General features: G+C 62.9%; 16 protein-coding genes and 1 pseudogene. 10 read left to right on the forward strand and 7 right to left on the reverse strand.

The features are described 5' to 3' along the window. Positions 1–521: SMC-Scp complex subunit ScpB (scpB, locus tag AB4Z10_RS27895; RefSeq protein ID WP_441473656.1), on the forward strand; the 521-nt coding region annotated here is incomplete at its 5' end. 274 nt (positions 522–795) lie between these two features. Here scpB and AB4Z10_RS27900 read toward each other — a convergent pair. Further along, a pseudogene (locus tag AB4Z10_RS27900) lies at positions 796–1,072 on the reverse strand (aldo/keto reductase); the annotation flags it as partial. Positions 1,073–1,363: 291 nt separating this feature from the next. Between AB4Z10_RS27900 and AB4Z10_RS27905 the strand changes: the two are divergent. From AB4Z10_RS27905 to AB4Z10_RS27940, 8 genes are all read left to right on the forward strand, one after another. Further along, positions 1,364–2,113, forward strand: coding sequence for a Crp/Fnr family transcriptional regulator (locus AB4Z10_RS27905; RefSeq protein WP_441473657.1), 750 nt, complete (start codon positions 1,364–1,366; stop codon positions 2,111–2,113). Between the two features lie 34 nt (positions 2,114–2,147). Beyond that, positions 2,148–2,402 carry a DUF6894 family protein gene (locus AB4Z10_RS27910; RefSeq protein WP_441473658.1) on the forward strand — a complete coding sequence of 85 codons (255 nt, stop codon included), beginning with the start codon at positions 2,148–2,150 and terminating at the stop codon, positions 2,400–2,402. Between the two features lie 169 nt (positions 2,403–2,571). Further along, entirely contained in the window at positions 2,572–4,068 is a 1,497-nt protein-coding gene (locus AB4Z10_RS27915; protein ID WP_441473659.1) for a sensor histidine kinase, read from the forward strand. 26 nt (positions 4,069–4,094) lie between these two features. Continuing rightward, positions 4,095–4,508 carry a response regulator gene (locus tag AB4Z10_RS27920; protein WP_441473692.1) on the forward strand — a complete coding sequence of 138 codons (414 nt, stop codon included), beginning with the start codon at positions 4,095–4,097 and terminating at the stop codon, positions 4,506–4,508. A 22-nt stretch (positions 4,509–4,530) separates the two neighbouring features. Continuing rightward, positions 4,531–5,598: a histidine kinase dimerization/phosphoacceptor domain -containing protein gene (locus tag AB4Z10_RS27925; protein WP_441473660.1), complete on the forward strand. Its 1,068-nt coding sequence runs from the start codon at positions 4,531–4,533 to the stop codon at positions 5,596–5,598. 821 nt (positions 5,599–6,419) lie between these two features. Beyond that, complete coding sequence (locus tag AB4Z10_RS27930) at positions 6,420–7,286, forward strand: hypothetical protein (protein WP_441473661.1); 867 nt, start codon at positions 6,420–6,422, stop codon at positions 7,284–7,286. A gap of 637 nt (positions 7,287–7,923) precedes the next feature. Beyond that, positions 7,924–8,109 (forward strand): hypothetical protein, encoded by a 186-nt coding sequence (locus AB4Z10_RS27935; RefSeq protein WP_441473662.1) that lies wholly within the window; start codon positions 7,924–7,926, stop codon positions 8,107–8,109. 804 nt (positions 8,110–8,913) lie between these two features. Continuing rightward, positions 8,914–11,010, forward strand: a complete 2,097-nt coding sequence (locus tag AB4Z10_RS27940; protein ID WP_441473663.1) for a catalase — start codon at positions 8,914–8,916, stop codon at positions 11,008–11,010. 30 nt (positions 11,011–11,040) lie between these two features. Here the strand turns inward: AB4Z10_RS27940 and AB4Z10_RS27945 are convergent, their stop codons facing one another. From AB4Z10_RS27945 to AB4Z10_RS27970, 6 genes are all read right to left on the reverse strand, one after another. Beyond that, the gene (locus tag AB4Z10_RS27945) at positions 11,041–11,544 is read right to left on the reverse strand and encodes a hypothetical protein (protein ID WP_441473664.1); all 504 of its coding nucleotides are present in this window, start codon (positions 11,542–11,544) and stop codon (positions 11,041–11,043) included. Between the two features lie 8 nt (positions 11,545–11,552). After that, positions 11,553–12,050 (reverse strand): MmgE/PrpD family protein, encoded by a 498-nt coding sequence (locus AB4Z10_RS27950; RefSeq protein WP_441473665.1) that lies wholly within the window; start codon positions 12,048–12,050, stop codon positions 11,553–11,555. 12 nt (positions 12,051–12,062) lie between these two features. Beyond that, positions 12,063–12,875: a methyltransferase gene (locus tag AB4Z10_RS27955; protein ID WP_441473666.1), complete on the reverse strand. Its 813-nt coding sequence runs from the start codon at positions 12,873–12,875 to the stop codon at positions 12,063–12,065. A 663-nt stretch (positions 12,876–13,538) separates the two neighbouring features. Continuing rightward, positions 13,539–14,975 (reverse strand): NAD(P)/FAD-dependent oxidoreductase, encoded by a 1,437-nt coding sequence (locus AB4Z10_RS27960; protein ID WP_441473667.1) that lies wholly within the window; start codon positions 14,973–14,975, stop codon positions 13,539–13,541. A gap of 82 nt (positions 14,976–15,057) precedes the next feature. Then, complete coding sequence (locus AB4Z10_RS27965; RefSeq protein ID WP_441473668.1) at positions 15,058–15,402, reverse strand: RidA family protein; 345 nt, start codon at positions 15,400–15,402, stop codon at positions 15,058–15,060. Between the two features lie 57 nt (positions 15,403–15,459). After that, on the reverse strand, positions 15,460–16,077 hold the full coding sequence (locus AB4Z10_RS27970) for a cupin domain-containing protein (protein ID WP_441473669.1): 618 nt from the start codon (positions 16,075–16,077) through the stop codon (positions 15,460–15,462). A gap of 301 nt (positions 16,078–16,378) precedes the next feature. On the opposite strand from AB4Z10_RS27970, the gene AB4Z10_RS27975 reads away from it, so the two are divergent. Then, positions 16,379–18,055: a peptide ABC transporter substrate-binding protein gene (locus tag AB4Z10_RS27975; protein ID WP_441473693.1), complete on the forward strand. Its 1,677-nt coding sequence runs from the start codon at positions 16,379–16,381 to the stop codon at positions 18,053–18,055. Positions 18,056–18,059 lie beyond the last annotated feature (4 nt).

Here is an 18,059-nt window from a genome sequence, read left to right on the forward strand (position 1 = left end):
ATCCGCGAATCCGCGATGAGTTGGCCGGCCGACCCTACGAGCTCGTTTCTGTCGCCGGCGGCTGGCAGCACCGGACGAAGAAGGGATTCGCGGTCGCGATCCGGACGGCGACCGGGCTTGGCGAGCGCTGCGACAAGGCCTTGTCGCAGTCCGAGAGCCTGGTGCTGCTGTGCATCGGTTACTTCCAGCCGATCACCCGCGCCGAGCTTGGCCAGGTTTTTGGTAAGGAGGTCAGCCGCGACACGATCGGGCATCTGCGCAAGCTCGGCTTCATCGCCGCAGGACCGCGCAGCCCACAGCCCGGCGCGCCCTATACCTATGTGACGACGCCAGCGTTCCTGTCGCAGTTCGGTTTCGAGACCCTGCGCGATCTGCCGGATTTCGAGCGGCTCGAGGATGCCGGACTGCTTAGCAAGGACAGGCTGCTGGAGGGGGATCTGCTGCCGCTACTGTCGGTCGGCGAGAGCGCGGGAGACGCTGAGCAAATTGATCGCGCGGACACCTCTTTCGACGACGAATGAGCGGGCAGGCGATTTCGGGCTAACGCGCAACTTTGGCCCTCTCCGGATACTGACAACGTCCGGTTTCGGGCGGTTCAGTTTGAGATAAACTGGCCATGCCCCCGGCCGGTTCGCATCCTCCCCGGGGCTTCCCGACTATAATGCCCCCCGCGGGGTCGGAAACAGTCTACAGCAGTCGCCGTCCGCGACCGCCCGACCCTTCCACGCTGTCGGATTCCCGCGCCCCCGTCACGACGATTTCCTGACGCGAAGGTCACCGCGAGTAATCCGCTGTTCACGCTTTGGGTGCCGACAGGGATTCGGCGATCGACTCTAGGCGGGCAAGAAYCGCATCATCCAGGTCGACACGTGCAGCGGCAAGATTCTCGCGCAGATCGCCGCGTGACGTTGTCCCGGGGATCAGAAGGACGTTGGCCGACCGGCGCAGCAGCCAAGCCAGTGCGGTCTTGCATCGGCGTCACTCCAAGCGTGGCGGCGGCGTCCGACAGAACGGTCGATTGAAGCGGCGAGAAACCACCGAGCGGGAAGAATGGCACGCAGGCGATACCGTCTTCACGCATGGACAGTCTGCAACGGGTGACAGACATGTCTACGCTAACCGGACCCGCTTCAATCCGAATGCGCTTCGCAGGCAGTGTGAGCGGACGGCCCGGCCCATCTCAGCCCCAGACCGCCCTCGGGCTTCGCCGGGAGGACCGAAGGTTGATGTCAGGGCCAAGATGCGCGGCATGTGGCGATGACATCGAAGGGGTATAGTTGCGTTCTGCTGGCATCGCATTTGAAGTGCGCATGGAACTGGATGACACGTCCTGGCATCGCGCCACCTGAACGGCAGGGAACGAATGGATAAGCAGCTTTATCTGGAGCGTCTCGTTCTCAAGCTCGAAACCCATGTTCCTCTGCCGCCTGCCGAGCGGGAGAAGCTGCTGGATTTGCCGCTCGCCCTGAAGCGGTTCGAAGCCGGCCAGGACATTGTCCGCGAGGGAGAGATCACGAAGCAGTGCTGCTTGGTCGCCGAAGGGCTCGTTTGCCGCTACAAGATCGTGGGCGATGGCGCCCGACAGATCCTGTCGCTTCATCTTCCCGGCGACATTCCAGATATCCACTCGCTGCTCATCGAGCGCATGGATCATTGCCTGGGGGCCCTGACGCCGGCAGTGGTTGGCTTGATTCCTCACGATGCCGTTCGCGCACTCACAAGGGCATCCTACCGAATTTCCGAAGCGTTCTGGCGAGAAACGCTCATTGAAGCCTCGATTTACCGCGAATGGATGGTGGGCATTGGGCGCCGCTCGGCGCCCAGTCGGATCGCCCACTTGTTCTGCGAGTTCATCACCAAGATGACGGCGATTGGCCTGTCCGATGGCGTGACCTGCAACCTGCCTTTGACGCAGCCCGAAATCGCCGACGCATTGGGGCTGTCCACGGTCCACATGAACAAGAAACTTCGAGAAATCCGGGAGGCCAAACTCGTTCGGATTCGAGCCAACCGCCTGACGGTTCTGGACTGGAAGGGGCTCTGCCATTTGGCGGGCTTCGATCCGGACTATCTGCATCTCCAGCCTGGCGCCGCGAAAATCGAGAGCGATTGAGGAACAGGTTGGGCCCCGAGGGCATTAGGCTGGCATGCCCAGCTACTTCTTTCATACGCGCGACGGAGAGAAGCTCGAGATCGACGAGGAGGGCACGGATTTGCCCGATGACCAAAGCGCGCGAAATGCAGCCAAGGAACTGCTCGCTGCTTTGAACCGTGAAAAGCTGCCCAATGGCGATCATATGTCGCTTTCGGTCACGGTGCAGAACGCGCAAGGGACAGAGATCTACGTAGCCAATTTGCGTTTGGACGGCCTTCCGTCGTCAAATCCCAACAGAAAAAGTTGAAGGTAGGCCCAGCGCGCAGCCGCACTCAGCCAATGCCGCATCGTGGCAATCCAGCGGATAAGTCTTTCGCCGCCCTGCACAGGGACAAGCGCGTAGCAATGTCTTTTGCTGTTGCTCGGGAAGCTTTGATTGGCGCAGAAGAGGTTTATCCCACCAACCGGTCCTCTGCATGCCTATCTCCCAGGCGTTCTTCCAACGCTCTAACGCCCTGCTTTTGGCCGTCGGCATCGCGGTGCTGGTCGTCATCGTGGCCACGTCGCTCTGGCTGACGACGGCCAGCGAACGCTATTTCGGCGAGGTGACCGCGGCCCGCGCGGTACGCAGCTCTTCCGCTGATCTGCTGTCGCTCGTGCAGGACGCGGAGACCGGCCAGCGCGGCTATCTGCTGACGCGCGATGAAAGCTATCTCGCTCCCTATAACGCTGCGGTCTCGAGGCTTCCGGAACAGCGCGCCAGACTTGAACGGGCCGCGGCCCGGCTGCGCGAGATCGGCCCGATCCTGCAGCGCGTCAACCGCGTACTCGACCAAAAGATGGCGGAGCTCGCCGCAACGGTCGAGACGACGCGCAAGGGCGATACCGAGGCGACGATGAACCTAGTCCGCAGCGGCGCCGGCAAGCGGCTCATGGATGAATTGCGAGCCGACCTGAACGCGATTCTCGCCATTTCGGAAACGGAGCTCAGGGAAGCGATAGACGCGCAGGTCACGGCCTCGGCCAGGCTGCGCTGGACGACGATCATCGGCGCAATCCTGCTTCTGGCAATGGCCGGGGCGGCGAGCTGGACGATCATCAGCTACACGCGCGAGCTCGTCGAGACGCGCCGGGAGGTCGAGGGGCTCAATATCGGACTTGAGGAGCGCGTACGCCAGCGCACCGATGCACTCGTCAAAGCGAATGAGGAGGTTCAGCGCTTCGCCTATATCGTGACGCATGATCTTCGGGCGCCGCTGGTAAACATCATGGGCTTCACCAGCGAGCTGGAGGCGATGTTCAAGCCGATCGACACCTATGTCGGCGCCGGAGCCGTCGCCTCGCCGGAACAGAAGGCTGCGGCCGAGGAAGCGCTGCGCGTCGATGTCGCCGAGGCGATCGGCTTCATCCGCTCGTCGACGCGCAAGATGGACGGGCTCATCAACGCGATCCTCAAGATCTCCCGAGAGGGCCGGCGCGAGTTGCGGCCCGAGAGCCTCGATCTCACCGCGCTCATCGAGACCGCTGCAGCGGCGGTCCATCACCAGGCCAGCGCGGAGGAGGGCGGCGGGATCGAGATCGACGCGCACGTCCCTCGCGTCGTCAGCGATCGGCTGTCGCTCGACCAGGTCATGGGCAATCTCCTGGACAATGCCATCAAGTACCGGGCGCCGGATCGGCCGATCCGGATAGCCGTCCGGACACGGCGGGAGCGCCACGGCTGGGTGAAGATCGAGATCGAGGATAATGGCCGCGGCATCGCGGCGAGCGACCACGAGCGCATTTTCGAACTGTTCCGCCGGGCCGGTACACAGAACACGGCGGGCGAAGGCATCGGCCTCGCCCATGTCCGCACCTTGGTGCGCAATCTCGGCGGCGACATTACCGTGCGCTCAGAACTTGGAAAGGGCACGACTTTTACCGTGACCCTGCCACCCGACCTTGCGGCCTACAGACGGAGTGCCGAAGCGTGACCAATGGAAAGCCCGTTTCGATCATCATGATCGAGGACGATGAAGGCCATGCCCGCCTCATCGAAAAGAACATCCGCCGCGCCGGTGTCAGCAACGAAATCATTCCCTTCGGCACTGGGAATGATGCGCTGGCCTATCTCTTCGGCGCCGACGGCACCGGCGCCGTCAGCGCCGGCCGCCAACTCCTTATCCTGCTCGATCTCAACCTGCCTGACATGGGCGGCGTCGACATCCTCGAAAAGGTGAAGGGGAACATCCACACCAAGCGCTCGCCGGTCGTCGTGCTGACCACGACCGATGATAGCCGCGAGATCCAGCGCTGCTACGACCTCGGCGCCAACGTCTACATCACCAAGCCCGTGGACTATGACGGCTTCGCCAATGCGATCCGCCAGCTCGGGCTGTTCTTCTCCGTCATCCAGGTTCCGGAAACGCCATGACCGGCTTGCGGGGCCGCCGCTGATGCCGAACCGGCCGATCAACGTCCTCTATATCGACGACGACGCCACGCTGGGGCGCCTCGTGCAGCGCATGCTTGCGCGCCACAACTATGTCGTCGAGCACGTCGCGACCGACGAGGCAGGCCTCTCCCGGGCACAAGCGGGCGGGATCGACGTCATCATCCTCGATCATGATCTCGGAACGGCATCCGGGCTCGATGTCCTCTCGGCGCTTTCCGCCGATGCCGCCGCCCCCGCCGTCATCTACGTGACGGCTTCCTCGGAGCTGTCGATCGCGGTGACCGCCTTGAAAGCCGGTGCCATGGATTATGTCGTCAAGACCGTCGGCGAGGATTTCGAGATCCTGCTGCGGGCGGCGCTGGAACATGCCGTGGTGAAGACGCGGTTGACGCGCGCCCGCGAACAGGCGGAACAGGAAGTGCGGGCCGCGCGCGACCGGGCGGTGACGCTGCTGGCCGAGGTCAATCACCGGGTCGCCAACAGCCTGTCGCTGGTCGGCTCGCTCGTCCGGATGCAGGCCAATTCCCTCAAGGACCCCGGCGCCAAGGCGGCGCTCGCCGAGACGCAGGCCCGCATCACCGCGATCGGCAACCTCCATCGCAGCCTCTACACCTCCGACGATGTCCGCTTCGTGGATCTCGCCGGCTATCTTCGCTCCCTGATGGAGGATTTCGCGCAGTCGTTGACCGGCTCCGGCCAAATGCCGACGATCCGCTTCGAGGCGGTGCCGGCCCTGGCGAAAACCGACAAGGCCATCTCGATCGGGCTGATCGCGACGGAGCTCGTCACCAATGCGCTGAAATACGCCTACCCGAACGGCACCGGCGAAGTGCGGGTCATCCTTTCCAGCGAGGGAGACAAGGTAACCCTGAAGGTCCTCGACGACGGCATCGGCTGGACCGGGACGGGCACGATCAAGGGCACCGGCCTCGGCAGCAAGATCGTGCGTGCGATGGCCAAAAGCCTCGCCGCCGAACTGCGCTACGAGGATACGGGCGGACGCGGCACCCATGCCGTCATGGACCTGTCCCTAGCCGGACTCGCGCCTCCCATCTCCGAGATGGCCTGAGCCGCATCGAAAACTCGAAAGCAGGAGCGTGCTTCACTGTCGCAGAAATGCGTCGTCATTCCGGCAAGCCGTGTCAGCGGCGCCGACCCGGAATCCATCGAAGGACGTAGCGCTCTACGATGGATCCCGGGTCAAGCCCGGGATGACTATGCGTTTTCGCATCAAGTCAGCAGACCCTAGCCGGCACCAACAAGGTTGCGCCGCGCGCCTTCGAGCGAGGCGAGGCTATAGGGCTCGCGCAGCGTTGCAGTCTCCGCGACGCCCAGGAAGCGCGAGGTCGTCAATCCGGCAGCGTCGCGACGACATCGATGAAGGAGCCTCTGCTCCTATAGATTCGATAGATTTTCGCGGAAGCCGGGGCCGCTGCGCAGATTAGTCGGTGTCTTGTCCCGCGAATAGGCTGAGAGCCAGCAGAGGGCGACACCCTTTTGCTTCCCGCCGGGTGCCTTCCTCACGGCAGAAGCGATTTCATGGATTTCCAGCCAGCGGCTCGCCCTCTGGCGCTCTTCAGCGACGGTCGAGAGGATCGTCTGAACAGCATGGGCACGGCGATCAGATAACGCTCCCCCCCCCGATCTCGATGAGAGACTGCGAGCCTAGCGATGCCCCATCGTCAATAACGCGCAGGGCGACAGGTTGCTGGCACGACCAGGAAGTATCCAGAGTAAGCAGTTCAGGAACCTATCCGCAGTGCCAGCCGTTTCGCCCTCACTTTCGCTCACGAGCAGGAGGGGCTCATGGACAGCATCATTTATCTCGTCGGTCTCGTGGTGGTCATCATGGCCATCCTGTCGTTCCTCGGTCTTCGATAGGAAATCGCCATGTCCATGTCTGGAACGGACGTCGTCGTCGCCCCCGTGACCGTCAACAAGGAGAACCGCTCCTATGTGCAATGGGGTCCGATCCTCGGTGGCGCGGTCATCGCGACTGCCATCTCGACCATCATGACGGTCTTCGGATCCGCGATTGGCCTGTCGATGGTCTCCGTCGATTTCGAAAAGAGCTCCAGTGCCACGGCGCTGGCGATTGCAGGCGCTTTGTGGGCGCTCTGGGTCATGGCTTCGGCCACGATGGCTGGCGGCTATCTCGCAGGGCGAATGCGCCAGCCGAACTTTGATGCCAATGGCGAGGAGCGCAAGGTGCGCGATGCGACCCATGGTCTACTCGTCTGGGCGACCGGTGCGCTTCTGATCACCGTGGTCGCGACCTCATCGCTGTTCGGCGCGGCGAAGACGGCGGCCAGCGGCGTCGCCAGCGCCAGCTCCGGGCTGGCATCGCTAGTCTCGCAGAATGTCGATCCGCTCGCGATGACGCTCGACAACGTCATGCGCGCCAACGGTCAGCCGCCGACGGCCCAGGAACGTGACGAAGCCTCGCGGATTTTCGTCAGCGCGCTCAAGAACGACAAGATCGAACAGAGCGACCGGGATTATCTCGCATCGCGGCTCGCCGCGCGATCCGGCATCAGTGAGCAGGATGCGCAGAAGCGCATCGACGATTCCTATGCCCGGCTCTCGCAGGCCAGAGAAACCGCCAAGCAGGCGGCGGAGCGGGCGCGCAAGATTGCGGTCCTCACGGCTTTTCTCACGGCGGCTGCGCTCCTGGTGGGGGCTGCAGCCGCGGCCTGGGCGGCGACGCTCGGCGGAGAGCATCGCGACGAGAACCTACGGGTCGATCCAACGCTCTGATTGATTGCGCCTGCGTAACCCGGCTCCGCTTGGAGCCGGGCGTTTTTGCGGTCCACGGAAACGATTGGATCGCGGCAGCGTTGCTCCGGCAACAAAGGGTATGCGCCGATCGACCGTAATTGCGAGCGAAATGGCGGACCAATGAGCACAACGACGCGCTCGCGCCCGCTCCCTCCATCGCCTCACTTCGTCATCCAGAAGAAAGACCCAACGCTTCTCTATTACAATCGGCCCCGTCAGCGGAGCTCGCGGGGTCTCTCATGACGGTGCGCGCATGGGGCAGCCTCTCCAGGCTGGGCTCCGTGCCATTGTCATCGCCACATCACCGGCAGATCTCGCGCGCGCCCAGGCGGCCTCCGATGAGGCATGGACGCGGGTCAAATGAGATCGTGAACGCGAGCGAAGGCGACTTCTTACATTGTGGCATCTTGCCGGCCTGCTCCACCGTTCCGAGAGAGTTTGCAACGGCGTGCGCCAGCGATGGCGGCGCCTTTGAATTCCATTGCATTGCGCATCCGCCGATGTCCTCGATGTCATCGAGAGATCGCCACGGCCTTTGAGCGAAAGTGGAGGGGAACGGCAGACCCGCTCTCGGCGTTCCTCCTCCGCTGCGCATAGGCAACGTGTGGAGGCTAAAATGGCGCAAGAGAAGAGCCCGGCGGTCGAAAGCCTCAAGCAAGAGCAAAAAACTCAACGAAAAGAAGAGCGCGAAATGACGCCCGACCAGAAATTGGAACGGGCGCTCAAGGATACATTTCCCGCAAGCGACCCTGTGGCCGAGCAAGTACCCGTCACGCCAGGGGCGGCAGAGAAACGGAAATGATCAGAGCCGCATTCTCGGGCCTGGCCGGAGCCTGGATCGCACGGAACGTCGAAAGGGGTGACATCCCTGAGAAACGCGCTGTCCCGCTAACGCTGCTGGCACGTGCATTCCGACTCCCGTTCTCCTGCAGGAGCCATCGGTTATGGATTCCACCGCTGGAACCAAGATGTTCGTGCCCGTGAGGCGAAGAATGTAACTCCACCGCCGCCACCAAGGGCGTCGGCCGGGAGCAGGAAATCTGGGCCTGGTCGGACGCGGCAGAAGCCAAACAGTGCTAAACCGCTCGCGAGCCGAGGATTGTCTAATGCTTAAGCGGCTCCCCAAATTTCGATGCTGACGCTAGGAGGTCAACAAGCGATCCGGCTCCGGGAAACGATACCGGCCAGTTCCGCGAGCACGTCTTCGACATCAAATCCGCCGCCCGCCGCCTCGTTGGCCAGATACAGCCTCAGGGGTCTGACAATCACCCAGCTCCGCATCTGACCCTTTCGATGTCGCGCAGTTTGTCGCCCGGAACTTGCAACGCGATTGGGTCGGAGAGATGGTTCGACTTCGGCATCGAAGCCGCCGCTGAGGCATTCTCGACGAAGCCAGGCATCAGTCGAACAGTAAGGCCCTTACCAGCGGACGCTGGAACTCAGAACCGTTCCACTTCGTTCTGTGAGCACTCCGCGAGTGCGGAGATATCGACACTCCCTCGTCACCGAACCGATCCAGCTGCGCCTCGAGCCGCTCGACACGATCGCGACATCGGCGGCACGCGGATCGGCGGCTGACGCGTCAGCACATGAAGGAGAAAGATCCATGGCCCGCTCTCCCCGCCACGACACCTCCAATTCCAATGCCACGATCGGCAATGGCGGCGAACTGCACCAGACAGCCTGTGCGCCCGACACGCGGATCACCACCAATCACGGTGTCCCCGTTAGCGACAACCAGAATTCGTTGAGGGCAGGCAATCGCGGACCGACGCTGCTCGAAGACTTCGTTCTGCGCGAGAAGATCCAGCATTTCGATCACGAGAGAATTCCGGAGCGCATTGTCCATGCGCGCGGTTCGGCCGCCCACGGCTTTTTTGAACTGACGGAGTCCCTCGGCGAATTCACCCGCGCGAAGGTGCTGACCGAGGTCGGGGTCAGGACTGAGGTCTTCACGCGCTTCTCGACTGTCGCCGGTGGCGCTGGCTCCGTCGACACGCCCCGCGACGTGCGCGGCTTCGCGGTGAAGTTCTACACCAAAGAAGGCAATTGGGATCTCGTCGGCAACAACATTCCCGTCTTCTTTATCCAGGACGCGATCAAGTTTCCCGACCTGATCCATGCCGTGAAGATGGAGGCCGATCGCGGCTATCCGCAGGCAGCCAGCGCGCACGACACCTTCTGGGACTTCGTCGGCCTGATGCCAGAATCGACCCATATGATCATGTGGGCGATGTCCGACCGCGCTATCCCGCGCTCGCTGCGGATGATTGAGGGCTTCGGCGTCAACACCTTCCGCCTGCTCAACGACAAGGACGAGCCGACCTTCGTCAAGTTCCACTGGCGCCCCAAGCTCGGCACGCAGTCGACCTGCTGGGACGAGGCGGTGAAGATCGCCGGCGCCGATCCCGACTACCATCGCCGCGATCTGCATGAAGCCATCGCCAAGGGCGATTTCCCGGAATGGGAATTCGGCGTGCAACTCCTCAGCCAGGACGAAGCTGACGCGCTGCCCTTCGACATTCTCGACGCGACCAAGGTGATCCCCGAGGAGTTGGTTCCGATCCGCATGATCGGCCGCATGGTATTGAACCGCAACCCGGACAATTTCTTCGCCGAGACCGAGCAGGCGGCGTTCCTGCCGACCAACATGCCGCCCGGGATCGACGTCTCGGAGGACCCGCTTCTTCAGGGGCGCCTGTTCTCCTATCAGGACACGCAGCTCTCCCGGCTCGGGACGGTGAACTTCCACCAGATCCCAATCAATCGGGCCAAGGGCTGCCCCTTCCAGAATCTCCAACGTGACGGACATATGCAGACTCAGGTCTTTACCGGCCGGGCGAATTACGAGCCCAACAGCCTCAGCGAGGCAGGCGAGACTGGCGGTCCGCGTGAGGATCCGGTCGGCGGGTTCCGGACGGCTGCAATTCCGCTCGAAGAGCACAAGGTGCGACTGCGCGCGGAGAGCTTCGCGGATCATTACAGCCATGCACGATTGTTTTTTCGCTCGCAGAGCGAGATCGAGCAGGCTCATCTCGCCAGCGCTCTCGTTTTCGAGCTGTCGAAAGTCACGCTGGAGCATGTCCGCAACCGCGTGATGTCGAACCTCATCAATGTCGACGAGAGCTTGGCGCAGCGCGTGGCGGACGGGCTCGCCATGCCTTTGCCGAAGGCTTCCAAGCCGACGGTAGCGCCGGTCGACATGGAGCCGTCGCCGGCGCTCCGGATCGTCGGCAAGTACCCTGAGACCCTGAAGGGCCGGGCTGTCGGCATATTGGTCTCGGATGGGGCGGACGGATCCCTGATCGCCGCCGTCAAGGCCGCCGTCGAAGGCGATGGCGGAGCCGTCAAGTTCGTCGCGCCGAAGATCGGCGGCGTGAAGCTTAAAGACGGAGCGATGCTCAAGGCCGATGGTCAGCTCGCTGGCTCGCCGTCCGTGCTCTTCGACGCCGTCGCCATCATTCTCTCCGAGGCCGGCTGCGCCGCATTAATGAACGAAAGCGCGGCGATTGATTTCGCCAAGGACGCCTACGGGCATCTCAAGGCGATCGGATACAGTGGCGAGGCCAGGCCGCTTCTCGACAAGGCCGGAGTCGAGCAGGATGACGGCATCGTCGCGCTCGACAAGGACGCCAAGGCGTTCCTGCCCCCGGCACGCACGCGGCAATGGGCTCGCGAGCCGAATGTCCGCATGCTGGCGTGACGAGTGGGACGCGGCAGCCGAGCGAACGATTCAGCGGAGCGTGATGAAGACGCGCTCGGCGAGTAGGCGGGAATGTCCCATCTGGCGTGCCGCCCAAGTCTCGAACTCTGATAGAAAGTCAGCCGAAATCGTGACGCTGCGACCTCCACGGTCGACGCTGAAATAGCCGCGTCGTTCCGCGCTCGCGAGGATATTGCCGACGTGCTGTCGTGAGACTCGAAATCGCTCGGCCAGCCCGCCATAGGAGAGAGGCGCCGGCGCAGCGACGCCGGCGAGCGCGGCATAGTGCGCAGCAAGAACGGCCGACAGCACAGGGTAGCCGCAATCGTACCCTGTGAGCTCGACGACGTTGGAAAAGGGAACGAAGTAGAGGTCCTCCTGCAGAAACATCTCGTAGGACGCCCCCAGCCAATCGCCCATCCCGCCAGCGTCCAAGCGAAACGTCGCAGCCATTGGCGACGCAGCCGGATCCAAGTGCTCGGAGGCTTCAAGAAAAGCCAAGGGTGAGCGGCCGATTTCCTGAAGCAGCGCCATCGAAGGGCTCAGCCGCAAAGCTCGACGGTCTTCCGGGAGCTGGCTCGCGACGACGTAACCGCCCAGCTGGAGGGTGCCGACCAGTTCCGCAATCTGCCGAGCGCTGGCTGGCGCGATTGCACCTGCGCGGCCTTGGCCGGCGTCGGACGGATAGCTTCTCCCAACCCCAATGCCATTTCATAACCGGCTGTTAAAGCCGTGACGACCTCGCGCCCGGATAGCCCGAGTTCTTGCGCGACGGCCAAGGCACCGGGGATAATTGCTGTGCCGAGATGTCCCAAGTGAACATGAAAGTCGTCGAAGCTCAGAAGACAGGCTGCGTATGAATTCGCATAGCCGGCATGGGAGGCCGGAAGCGATATGTCGTCGCCAAGAACGTTTGCGCCGCCTCGACCGCTGATCTCCAGCAAATGCTCGAGAAGCAGCCGGATCGGTTTCAGCCGTGCGCCCGCAATCGCGCAGCCGATATTATCCAGAATCAGCAGCTTCAGGCGCTCACTAATCAATCACATCCCTGATTACGCCTCCTGCATCGCTTCGAGGACGCTCACATCGGAACTGGTGGGGATAGCCCGCGTCAGGCGGAAGCCGGCCTTGGCGAGGAGCTGGCGGTATTCCTCCTCCGTTCGCTCCTGGCCGCCGGGCAGCACCAGCATCACCATATCGAGCACCTTGCCCGGATGGGGCGTGTCGCCGGCGGGCAGCACCATCTCCACCAGCAGCAGCCGCCCGTCGGGCTGCATGGCCTTGCGGACATGGCCGAGGATGGTGAGGCAATGCTCCTCGCTCCAGTCGTGGATGACGTGGGACAGCACATAAGCGTCGCCGCCGGAGGGAACCTTCTCGAAGAAGTCGCCTGCCTCGATCGCCACGCGCGCTTGCACGCGCCGTTCCGCCAGCAAGGCCGGCGCGTCGACTACCACATGGGGCCGGTCGAACAGGATGCCGCGCGGCCCCGGGTGCCGCGCCAGGATCGCCGCCAGCAGGTTGCCGCTGGCGCCTCCTACGTCGACGACGGTGCCGAAGGCCGAAAAGTCATAGGCCTCTGCGACAGCGGGCGGCTCCCGACCATGGAAGCCGATCATCGTCTCGCTGAACAGCGAGGCATCGTCCGGATGCAGGCCGAGATAGTCGAAGACCGGCGCGCCCTGCGCCTTCTCGAACGCCGTCCTGCCGGTCTGCAGCGAATAGACGATTTCGTCGAAGGCCCCCGCGAACCAGGGGCTGCCGACGGTGAGGATGGCGGCCCGCGCCGAACCGGGCGCGCCCGTCTTCAGCGCCTCCCCCAGCTCCGTCAGGGCAAAGCGCTGGCCGACCTGCTCTGCGAACATGCCAAGGCTGGCGAGGCAGCGCAGGAAGCGATGGAGCGAGGGCGCGTGGAGCCCGAGCGGGCCGGCCAGGTCCTCTGCGAGGGCCGGTGGCCAAGTGGTCGGCCAGGTCGAGCTTCGCCGCTGCGTAGACCAGGCGCGAAACCCAAGCGGCCGTCGCCATCTGGATCAGGGTGACATGCGGGGGAAGCTCCCGCGGTGCCGCCGGCGGCGCAAGGGGCGAAGCGGCGTGGGGAGTGTCGTCCATGGTACTCTCCCGAGAGACCGACAACCGACTGCTACCGCAACCCTAGATATCACGACCGGCCAACCCCGGCACGACATTGATGAGGTTCAATCATGTCTTCGGGGACGTAGTCGGGTTCGCGTTGGCTCCAGCGCGACGGCAACTACGGGGCGCGCACCATGGGCGGCCTTGAGGATGAAGTTGTGATCGCGGCATCTGGCCTGCGGATGTCGGCTTGCGGGTGGTCAGTCAAGGTCAGCTTTTGGCGCGTCGCTGTCTTCGCGCTAGCCGGAAATAGACTGGGATATCTACCCTCCGGCCTGCGCGTCACGATGTGACTCGGACTGGCAGGCGCGAACTCGCGCTCAGATGCTGGCGGGAGCTAACCGCCAGCTCCAACCCTTGTTTCGTACCACCCTGCGAACATAAGCGGATGTCAGTCAGCGCGTTCCGATTCTCAAGCCAAAGGCCTTTGGGATCCCCGCTGCGCCCCGCATGAAGAGACCGGCACGCTCGCTTTTCTCCTCCGCCTCCTCGCATCCAATAATGCCCCATCGCACTAGCCTGCCGCCGACCGCGCGGAAGGGTTCCGGTGGCAACTTCGGCACATCGCGTGTGCAAAGCGGCAACGTCGACCATTCATCCTTCACGCCCAGAACGAGCGATGCCAGGCACTGTCCTCCCATATAGGTCGGGTTGACGCCGTGGCCTGAGTAGCCGGCTCCGTAATGGACGCGTGTCCCGGCCACGGTGCGGAAGAAGGGCAGCCGGTCGGATGAAACGTCGATGCCGCCGCCCCAAATCTTTTCAACGGGGACATCAGACAAACCAGGCAGGAGCCTGCGCAGCCCTTTCTCGGCCCTCGCCGCCGAGGCGCGGTCGGTGGTCAATGCCGGGTTTTTTGTGTTTCCACCAAAGCTGATTGGGCCGGAACCGGACCCCATGAGGATGCGGCCGTCCACTGTCTTGCGAAAATAGTGGACGAACATGCGCAGGTCCGCGAGGCCCTGGTCGCGGATCCAGCCCATCGCAGCAAGCTTGTCGGGTGCGGGGGCCGTCATCAGCGCATAAGACGAAAACACGCTGACATGCGGGCTGACTTCTGGACGTTTCGCCAATTCGATGTTCGTGGCGAGGACGACCTCACGGGCGATGATTTCGCCGGCCGGCGTTGAGATCTGGTTCGGCGAGCCGGCGGCAAGCCCCGTCATCGGGGAATTCTCGTAAACAGCGACGCCCGCCTCAATAGCAGCTTTGCGGAGTGCCCGCGCCAAACGAGCCGGATGCACATTCGCGCCTTCGGGCAGATACAGGCCGCCGCGGAACACCGGCGACCGACAATAGTCGGCGACCTGCTCGGGCGTCAGCGCCTGCGCAGTGTCCGGCACGCCAAGGCGCTTTGCAGTTTCGACGTAAAGCTGGATCTTAGCATCCTGAGCGGGTGCTGCCGAAACGCGGACATTGCCGGACTCGCGCCACCAGACGTCCCGCCCGGGGGCCGTCGCGAAAGCCCGAATGGCGTCTTGAGCGCGTGTGCCTGCCCTCGCCACGGCGAGTGCGCCATCCGCACCAATGTTAGCAGCCATACCAGCGAGCGAGGCCCAATATCCGTGGACCTTGCCGCCATTTTTGCCGCTCGCGCCGGAGCCGCATAGCGAGGCTTCGACGAGGGCGATCGAGAGCTGAGGCGCGCGCTCGCGCAAAGCTAGAGCTGTCCAGAGCCCGGTGAATCCTCCGCCGACGATCGCGACGTCGACAGTGATCTGGCCGGAGAGCGAAGGAGAGGGGTTTTCGCCGGCCTCGGCGCGAAGCGCATCGCTGAACCACCAGGAAGGATCACCGGGGCAAACCGATGGATAAACGGATGGCTGCGACATGGCTGTGCACCGGGCTGGCGAGGTGAAACGAAACGGAAGATCGATGCCCTCCGCCGCGCAGGAGGGCGGAGGGCTATCGGGCTCAGACCAGCGCCTGAACCTGGATCTCGACGAGGATGTCGTCGGCAGCCAACTTCGACTCCACCGTGGCGCGAGCCGGGGGCTGCTTGGGGTCGACCCAGGCTTCCCAGGCCTGGTTCATTTCGTTGAAGGTGCTCACGTCCTTCAGCCAGATGTTCCCGACAACAATGCGCGTTTTGTCGGTGCCGGCCATCGCCAGGTAATTGTCGATCTGGGCGAGGATGTCTGCGGTCTGCTCCTTGACGCCGCCGCTGCGGTCCTTGGCGGTCAGGCCGGACAGGAAAGCGAACCCGTTCGCAACCAGCACCTTGCTGAGGCGGCCGGTGACTTCGTGACGCGTAATCATGATTCCTCGTGACAGTTTAGAAGAATGGGCAGCCTCACGCGGCCCGACGCTATCGCCCTAGAGGTGCGATTCCCGGATGTTGATGATCCAGATCAGCCTAGCCTCACCGTCAGAGCGGTTGGTGAGGTAATGCGGGATCGTGCTCGGAAACTGGAAGCTGTCGCCTTCCGCGAGCTGAAAGACCTCTTCTCCCACTGTCAGATCAACATTGCCCGACGTCACGTAGCCCGCCTTGTCGCCCGGCCCAGTAAGCACATCCATGCTTTGGGCACCTGGCGGCACCGTGAGGATCATGAAGCGGAGCTGATTGTTGTCGCGGGGAGAAAGCAGCTCTTTGGTGAAATGGCTGCCGCCAACAACGATCTTGGGTCGCTCGCCAGGGCGTCGAACGTATGGGTTCTCGCGCGGAGCTTCCGCCTCGCTCTCTAGGAAAGACCACAGCGTCACACCGAGCGCAGCGCGCAGCTTCTGCAGGGTGCTGATCGAGGGGTTTGTCGCGCCGCGCTCGATCTGGCTGATGCTGCCGGCCGACACTCCAGCCTTCGCCGCCATCTCAAGAATGGTCATGCCGCGCTCGGTGCGCAGAGCGCGAAGGCGTCGGCCGATCCTTTGATTCTCCAACTGCTCTTCGGTCTCGGGTTCGAGGCTTTCGGCAGTCTGAGTGGTGTCCGACATGGGGGCTCGCGGCTGGGTAAGTTCAGTGAACGATATGATGAGGAGTGAGCGGATGCAACCATTATACTGAAAATATGAAGTTTTGCGGAGAAAGATATTCAATATCAGATAGTTAAAAGGTTTTGACGCCCGATAAGTCAACGTTAGCGCCCAAATTCAGCTTGACGGCAGCCGGCTATGATGAAAATTTTCGGCCAAAGTGAACCACGCGTACGGCAACTCTCGCTAATAGTTTCAATATTCTGATGTTTGATCAATGGCCGAAAGCGGCCGCGGGGCGCTTGGGAAGGGAGATACAAACATGACGAGTAACCGCGCCGGATGGCCGTTCGACCTCAATCGCCGTGATCTATTCGGGCTCGGTGCGGGGGCTCTGGCCGCCGCCACAAACTTCGGCGCTCATGCTCAGTCTGCAGGCAAGCCCAATCCGCCGCCTCCCACCAAGCCAAAAGGCGTGGTCGTCGTTGGTCTTTCTCAAGAGCCGGTCGCGTTCAATCCGCTGATGCCTGGCGTTGAAGTCGACGAGGTCGTCTGGACGAGCGTCTTCAACTCGCTGTGGGTCGCGGAGCCCGATGGCAGCCTGAAGCCCGACCTCGCGGTCGAGGTCCCCAGCGAAGCCAATGGCGGCATCGCGGAGGGCGGCCTCTCCTGGACAGTGAAGCTGCGCAACGACGTCAAATGGCATGATGGCACGCCGTTTACGGCGGAAGACGTCAAGTACTCGCTGGAACTGATCAACACTGCCGGCTTCAAGGCACGCACACGAGTCGGCCACGCCTTCGTCAAAGACATCGTAGTCAAGGGACCGCACGAGATCAGCTGGCGGATGGAGAAGGCCTATGCGCCCTATCTGGCGATGCTGGCCAACACCCACATCGTGCCGAAGCATATTCTTGGGAAGGCGGGGGACCCGAACACAGCGCCGTTCAACAACGCTCCCGTTGGAACAGGCCCTTTCCGCTGGGGTACACGTCAGCCGGGCGACAACATCACGCTCGTCGCGAATGAGAACTATCACGGCGACGGCCCCTATCTCGAAAAGGCCGTCCTCAAATACGTGCCGGACATGACGGCGCTGTACGCCCAATTCCGCACTGGGCAAGTCGACCTCGTCATCATCTCGGGCATTCCCGCCAATTTCTATCAGGAAGCGATCAAGCTGCCGGGGCGAAAGGTTGCGGTTGCGCCGAGCGGCAACCTCGAGATCATCATGCCGAACCTCGGCAACAAGGCCTTCGCCGAGAAAGCGGTGCGTCACGCGCTCTACGCGGCAATGGATAAGCAGGCCATCATCGACGCGATTTATTACGGCGTTCCGAAACCGACCGAGTCCTTCGCGCCGCGGGAATCCTGGGCGTTCAATCCCAACCTGCCGGCTCAGAAGCGTGACTTGGATCGGGCCAACAAGCTGCTCGACGATGCCGGTTGGAAGCGCTCGGGTTCAGGCGTCCGCATCAAGAACGGCACTCCGCTAGAATTCGCGGTCTCGACCACGACCGGCAACCAGCTGCGCGAGCAGTGCCAGCAGCTGCTGCAACAGGACTGGCAGCAGATCGGCGCGAAGATGACGATCAACAATATGCCGGCGGCCGTTATCTGGGGCGAGTTCTACGTTCGCTCGAAATTCCAGTCCCTGTTGGTCGGGACCACTTTCCGCACGGGCGTCGATCCCGACCCGGCCTCACGCTTCGCCTCCGATGCGATCCCGGTGAAGGGCGGCAGCGGGGGCAACTACATGCAGTGGGAAAACTCGGAGGCAGACGCCCTGATGAAACAGGGCCAGGAAATCTTCGACCAGGAAAAGCGCAAGGCGATCTATTTCAAGCTGCAGGAGATTGTCCGCGAGGAGCTGCCGATCCTTCCGATTTTCCAGTACGCCCCGATCGAAGGCGTCAAGGAAGGGCTCGTCGGATACCGCCCCAACATCAACCAGCGCCAGAATGCCTGGAACATGGGCAGCTGGTACTGGGCGAAGTAAGCCG

The sequence above is a fragment of the Allobosea sp. RAF48 genome (genome assembly GCF_052114025.1).
Taxonomy (GTDB): Bacteria; Pseudomonadota; Alphaproteobacteria; order Rhizobiales; family Beijerinckiaceae; genus Allobosea.

What these genes read in the sequence shown, in the direction of transcription:
- AB4Z10_RS27905 (WP_441473657.1), top strand. Translation starts at nt 1,364, where the DNA reads ATGGATAAGCAGCTTTATCTGGAGCGTCTCGTTCTCAAGCTCGAAACC.
- AB4Z10_RS27910 (WP_441473658.1), top strand. Translation starts at nt 2,148, where the DNA reads ATGCCCAGCTACTTCTTTCATACGCGCGACGGAGAGAAGCTCGAGATC.
- AB4Z10_RS27915 (WP_441473659.1), top strand. Translation starts at nt 2,572, where the DNA reads ATGCCTATCTCCCAGGCGTTCTTCCAACGCTCTAACGCCCTGCTTTTG.
- AB4Z10_RS27920 (WP_441473692.1), top strand. Translation starts at nt 4,095, where the DNA reads ATGATCGAGGACGATGAAGGCCATGCCCGCCTCATCGAAAAGAACATC.
- AB4Z10_RS27925 (WP_441473660.1), top strand. Translation starts at nt 4,531, where the DNA reads ATGCCGAACCGGCCGATCAACGTCCTCTATATCGACGACGACGCCACG.
- AB4Z10_RS27930 (WP_441473661.1), top strand. Translation starts at nt 6,420, where the DNA reads ATGTCCATGTCTGGAACGGACGTCGTCGTCGCCCCCGTGACCGTCAAC.
- AB4Z10_RS27935 (WP_441473662.1), top strand. Translation starts at nt 7,924, where the DNA reads ATGGCGCAAGAGAAGAGCCCGGCGGTCGAAAGCCTCAAGCAAGAGCAA.
- AB4Z10_RS27940 (WP_441473663.1), top strand. Translation starts at nt 8,914, where the DNA reads ATGGCCCGCTCTCCCCGCCACGACACCTCCAATTCCAATGCCACGATC.
- AB4Z10_RS27945 (WP_441473664.1), bottom strand. Translation starts at nt 11,544, where the DNA reads ATGGCGCTGCTTCAGGAAATCGGCCGCTCACCCTTGGCTTTTCTTGAA.
- AB4Z10_RS27955 (WP_441473666.1), bottom strand. Translation starts at nt 12,875, where the DNA reads ATGTTCGCAGAGCAGGTCGGCCAGCGCTTTGCCCTGACGGAGCTGGGG.
- AB4Z10_RS27960 (WP_441473667.1), bottom strand. Translation starts at nt 14,975, where the DNA reads ATGTCGCAGCCATCCGTTTATCCATCGGTTTGCCCCGGTGATCCTTCC.
- AB4Z10_RS27965 (WP_441473668.1), bottom strand. Translation starts at nt 15,402, where the DNA reads ATGATTACGCGTCACGAAGTCACCGGCCGCCTCAGCAAGGTGCTGGTT.
- AB4Z10_RS27970 (WP_441473669.1), bottom strand. Translation starts at nt 16,077, where the DNA reads ATGTCGGACACCACTCAGACTGCCGAAAGCCTCGAACCCGAGACCGAA.
- AB4Z10_RS27975 (WP_441473693.1), top strand. Translation starts at nt 16,379, where the DNA reads ATGACGAGTAACCGCGCCGGATGGCCGTTCGACCTCAATCGCCGTGAT.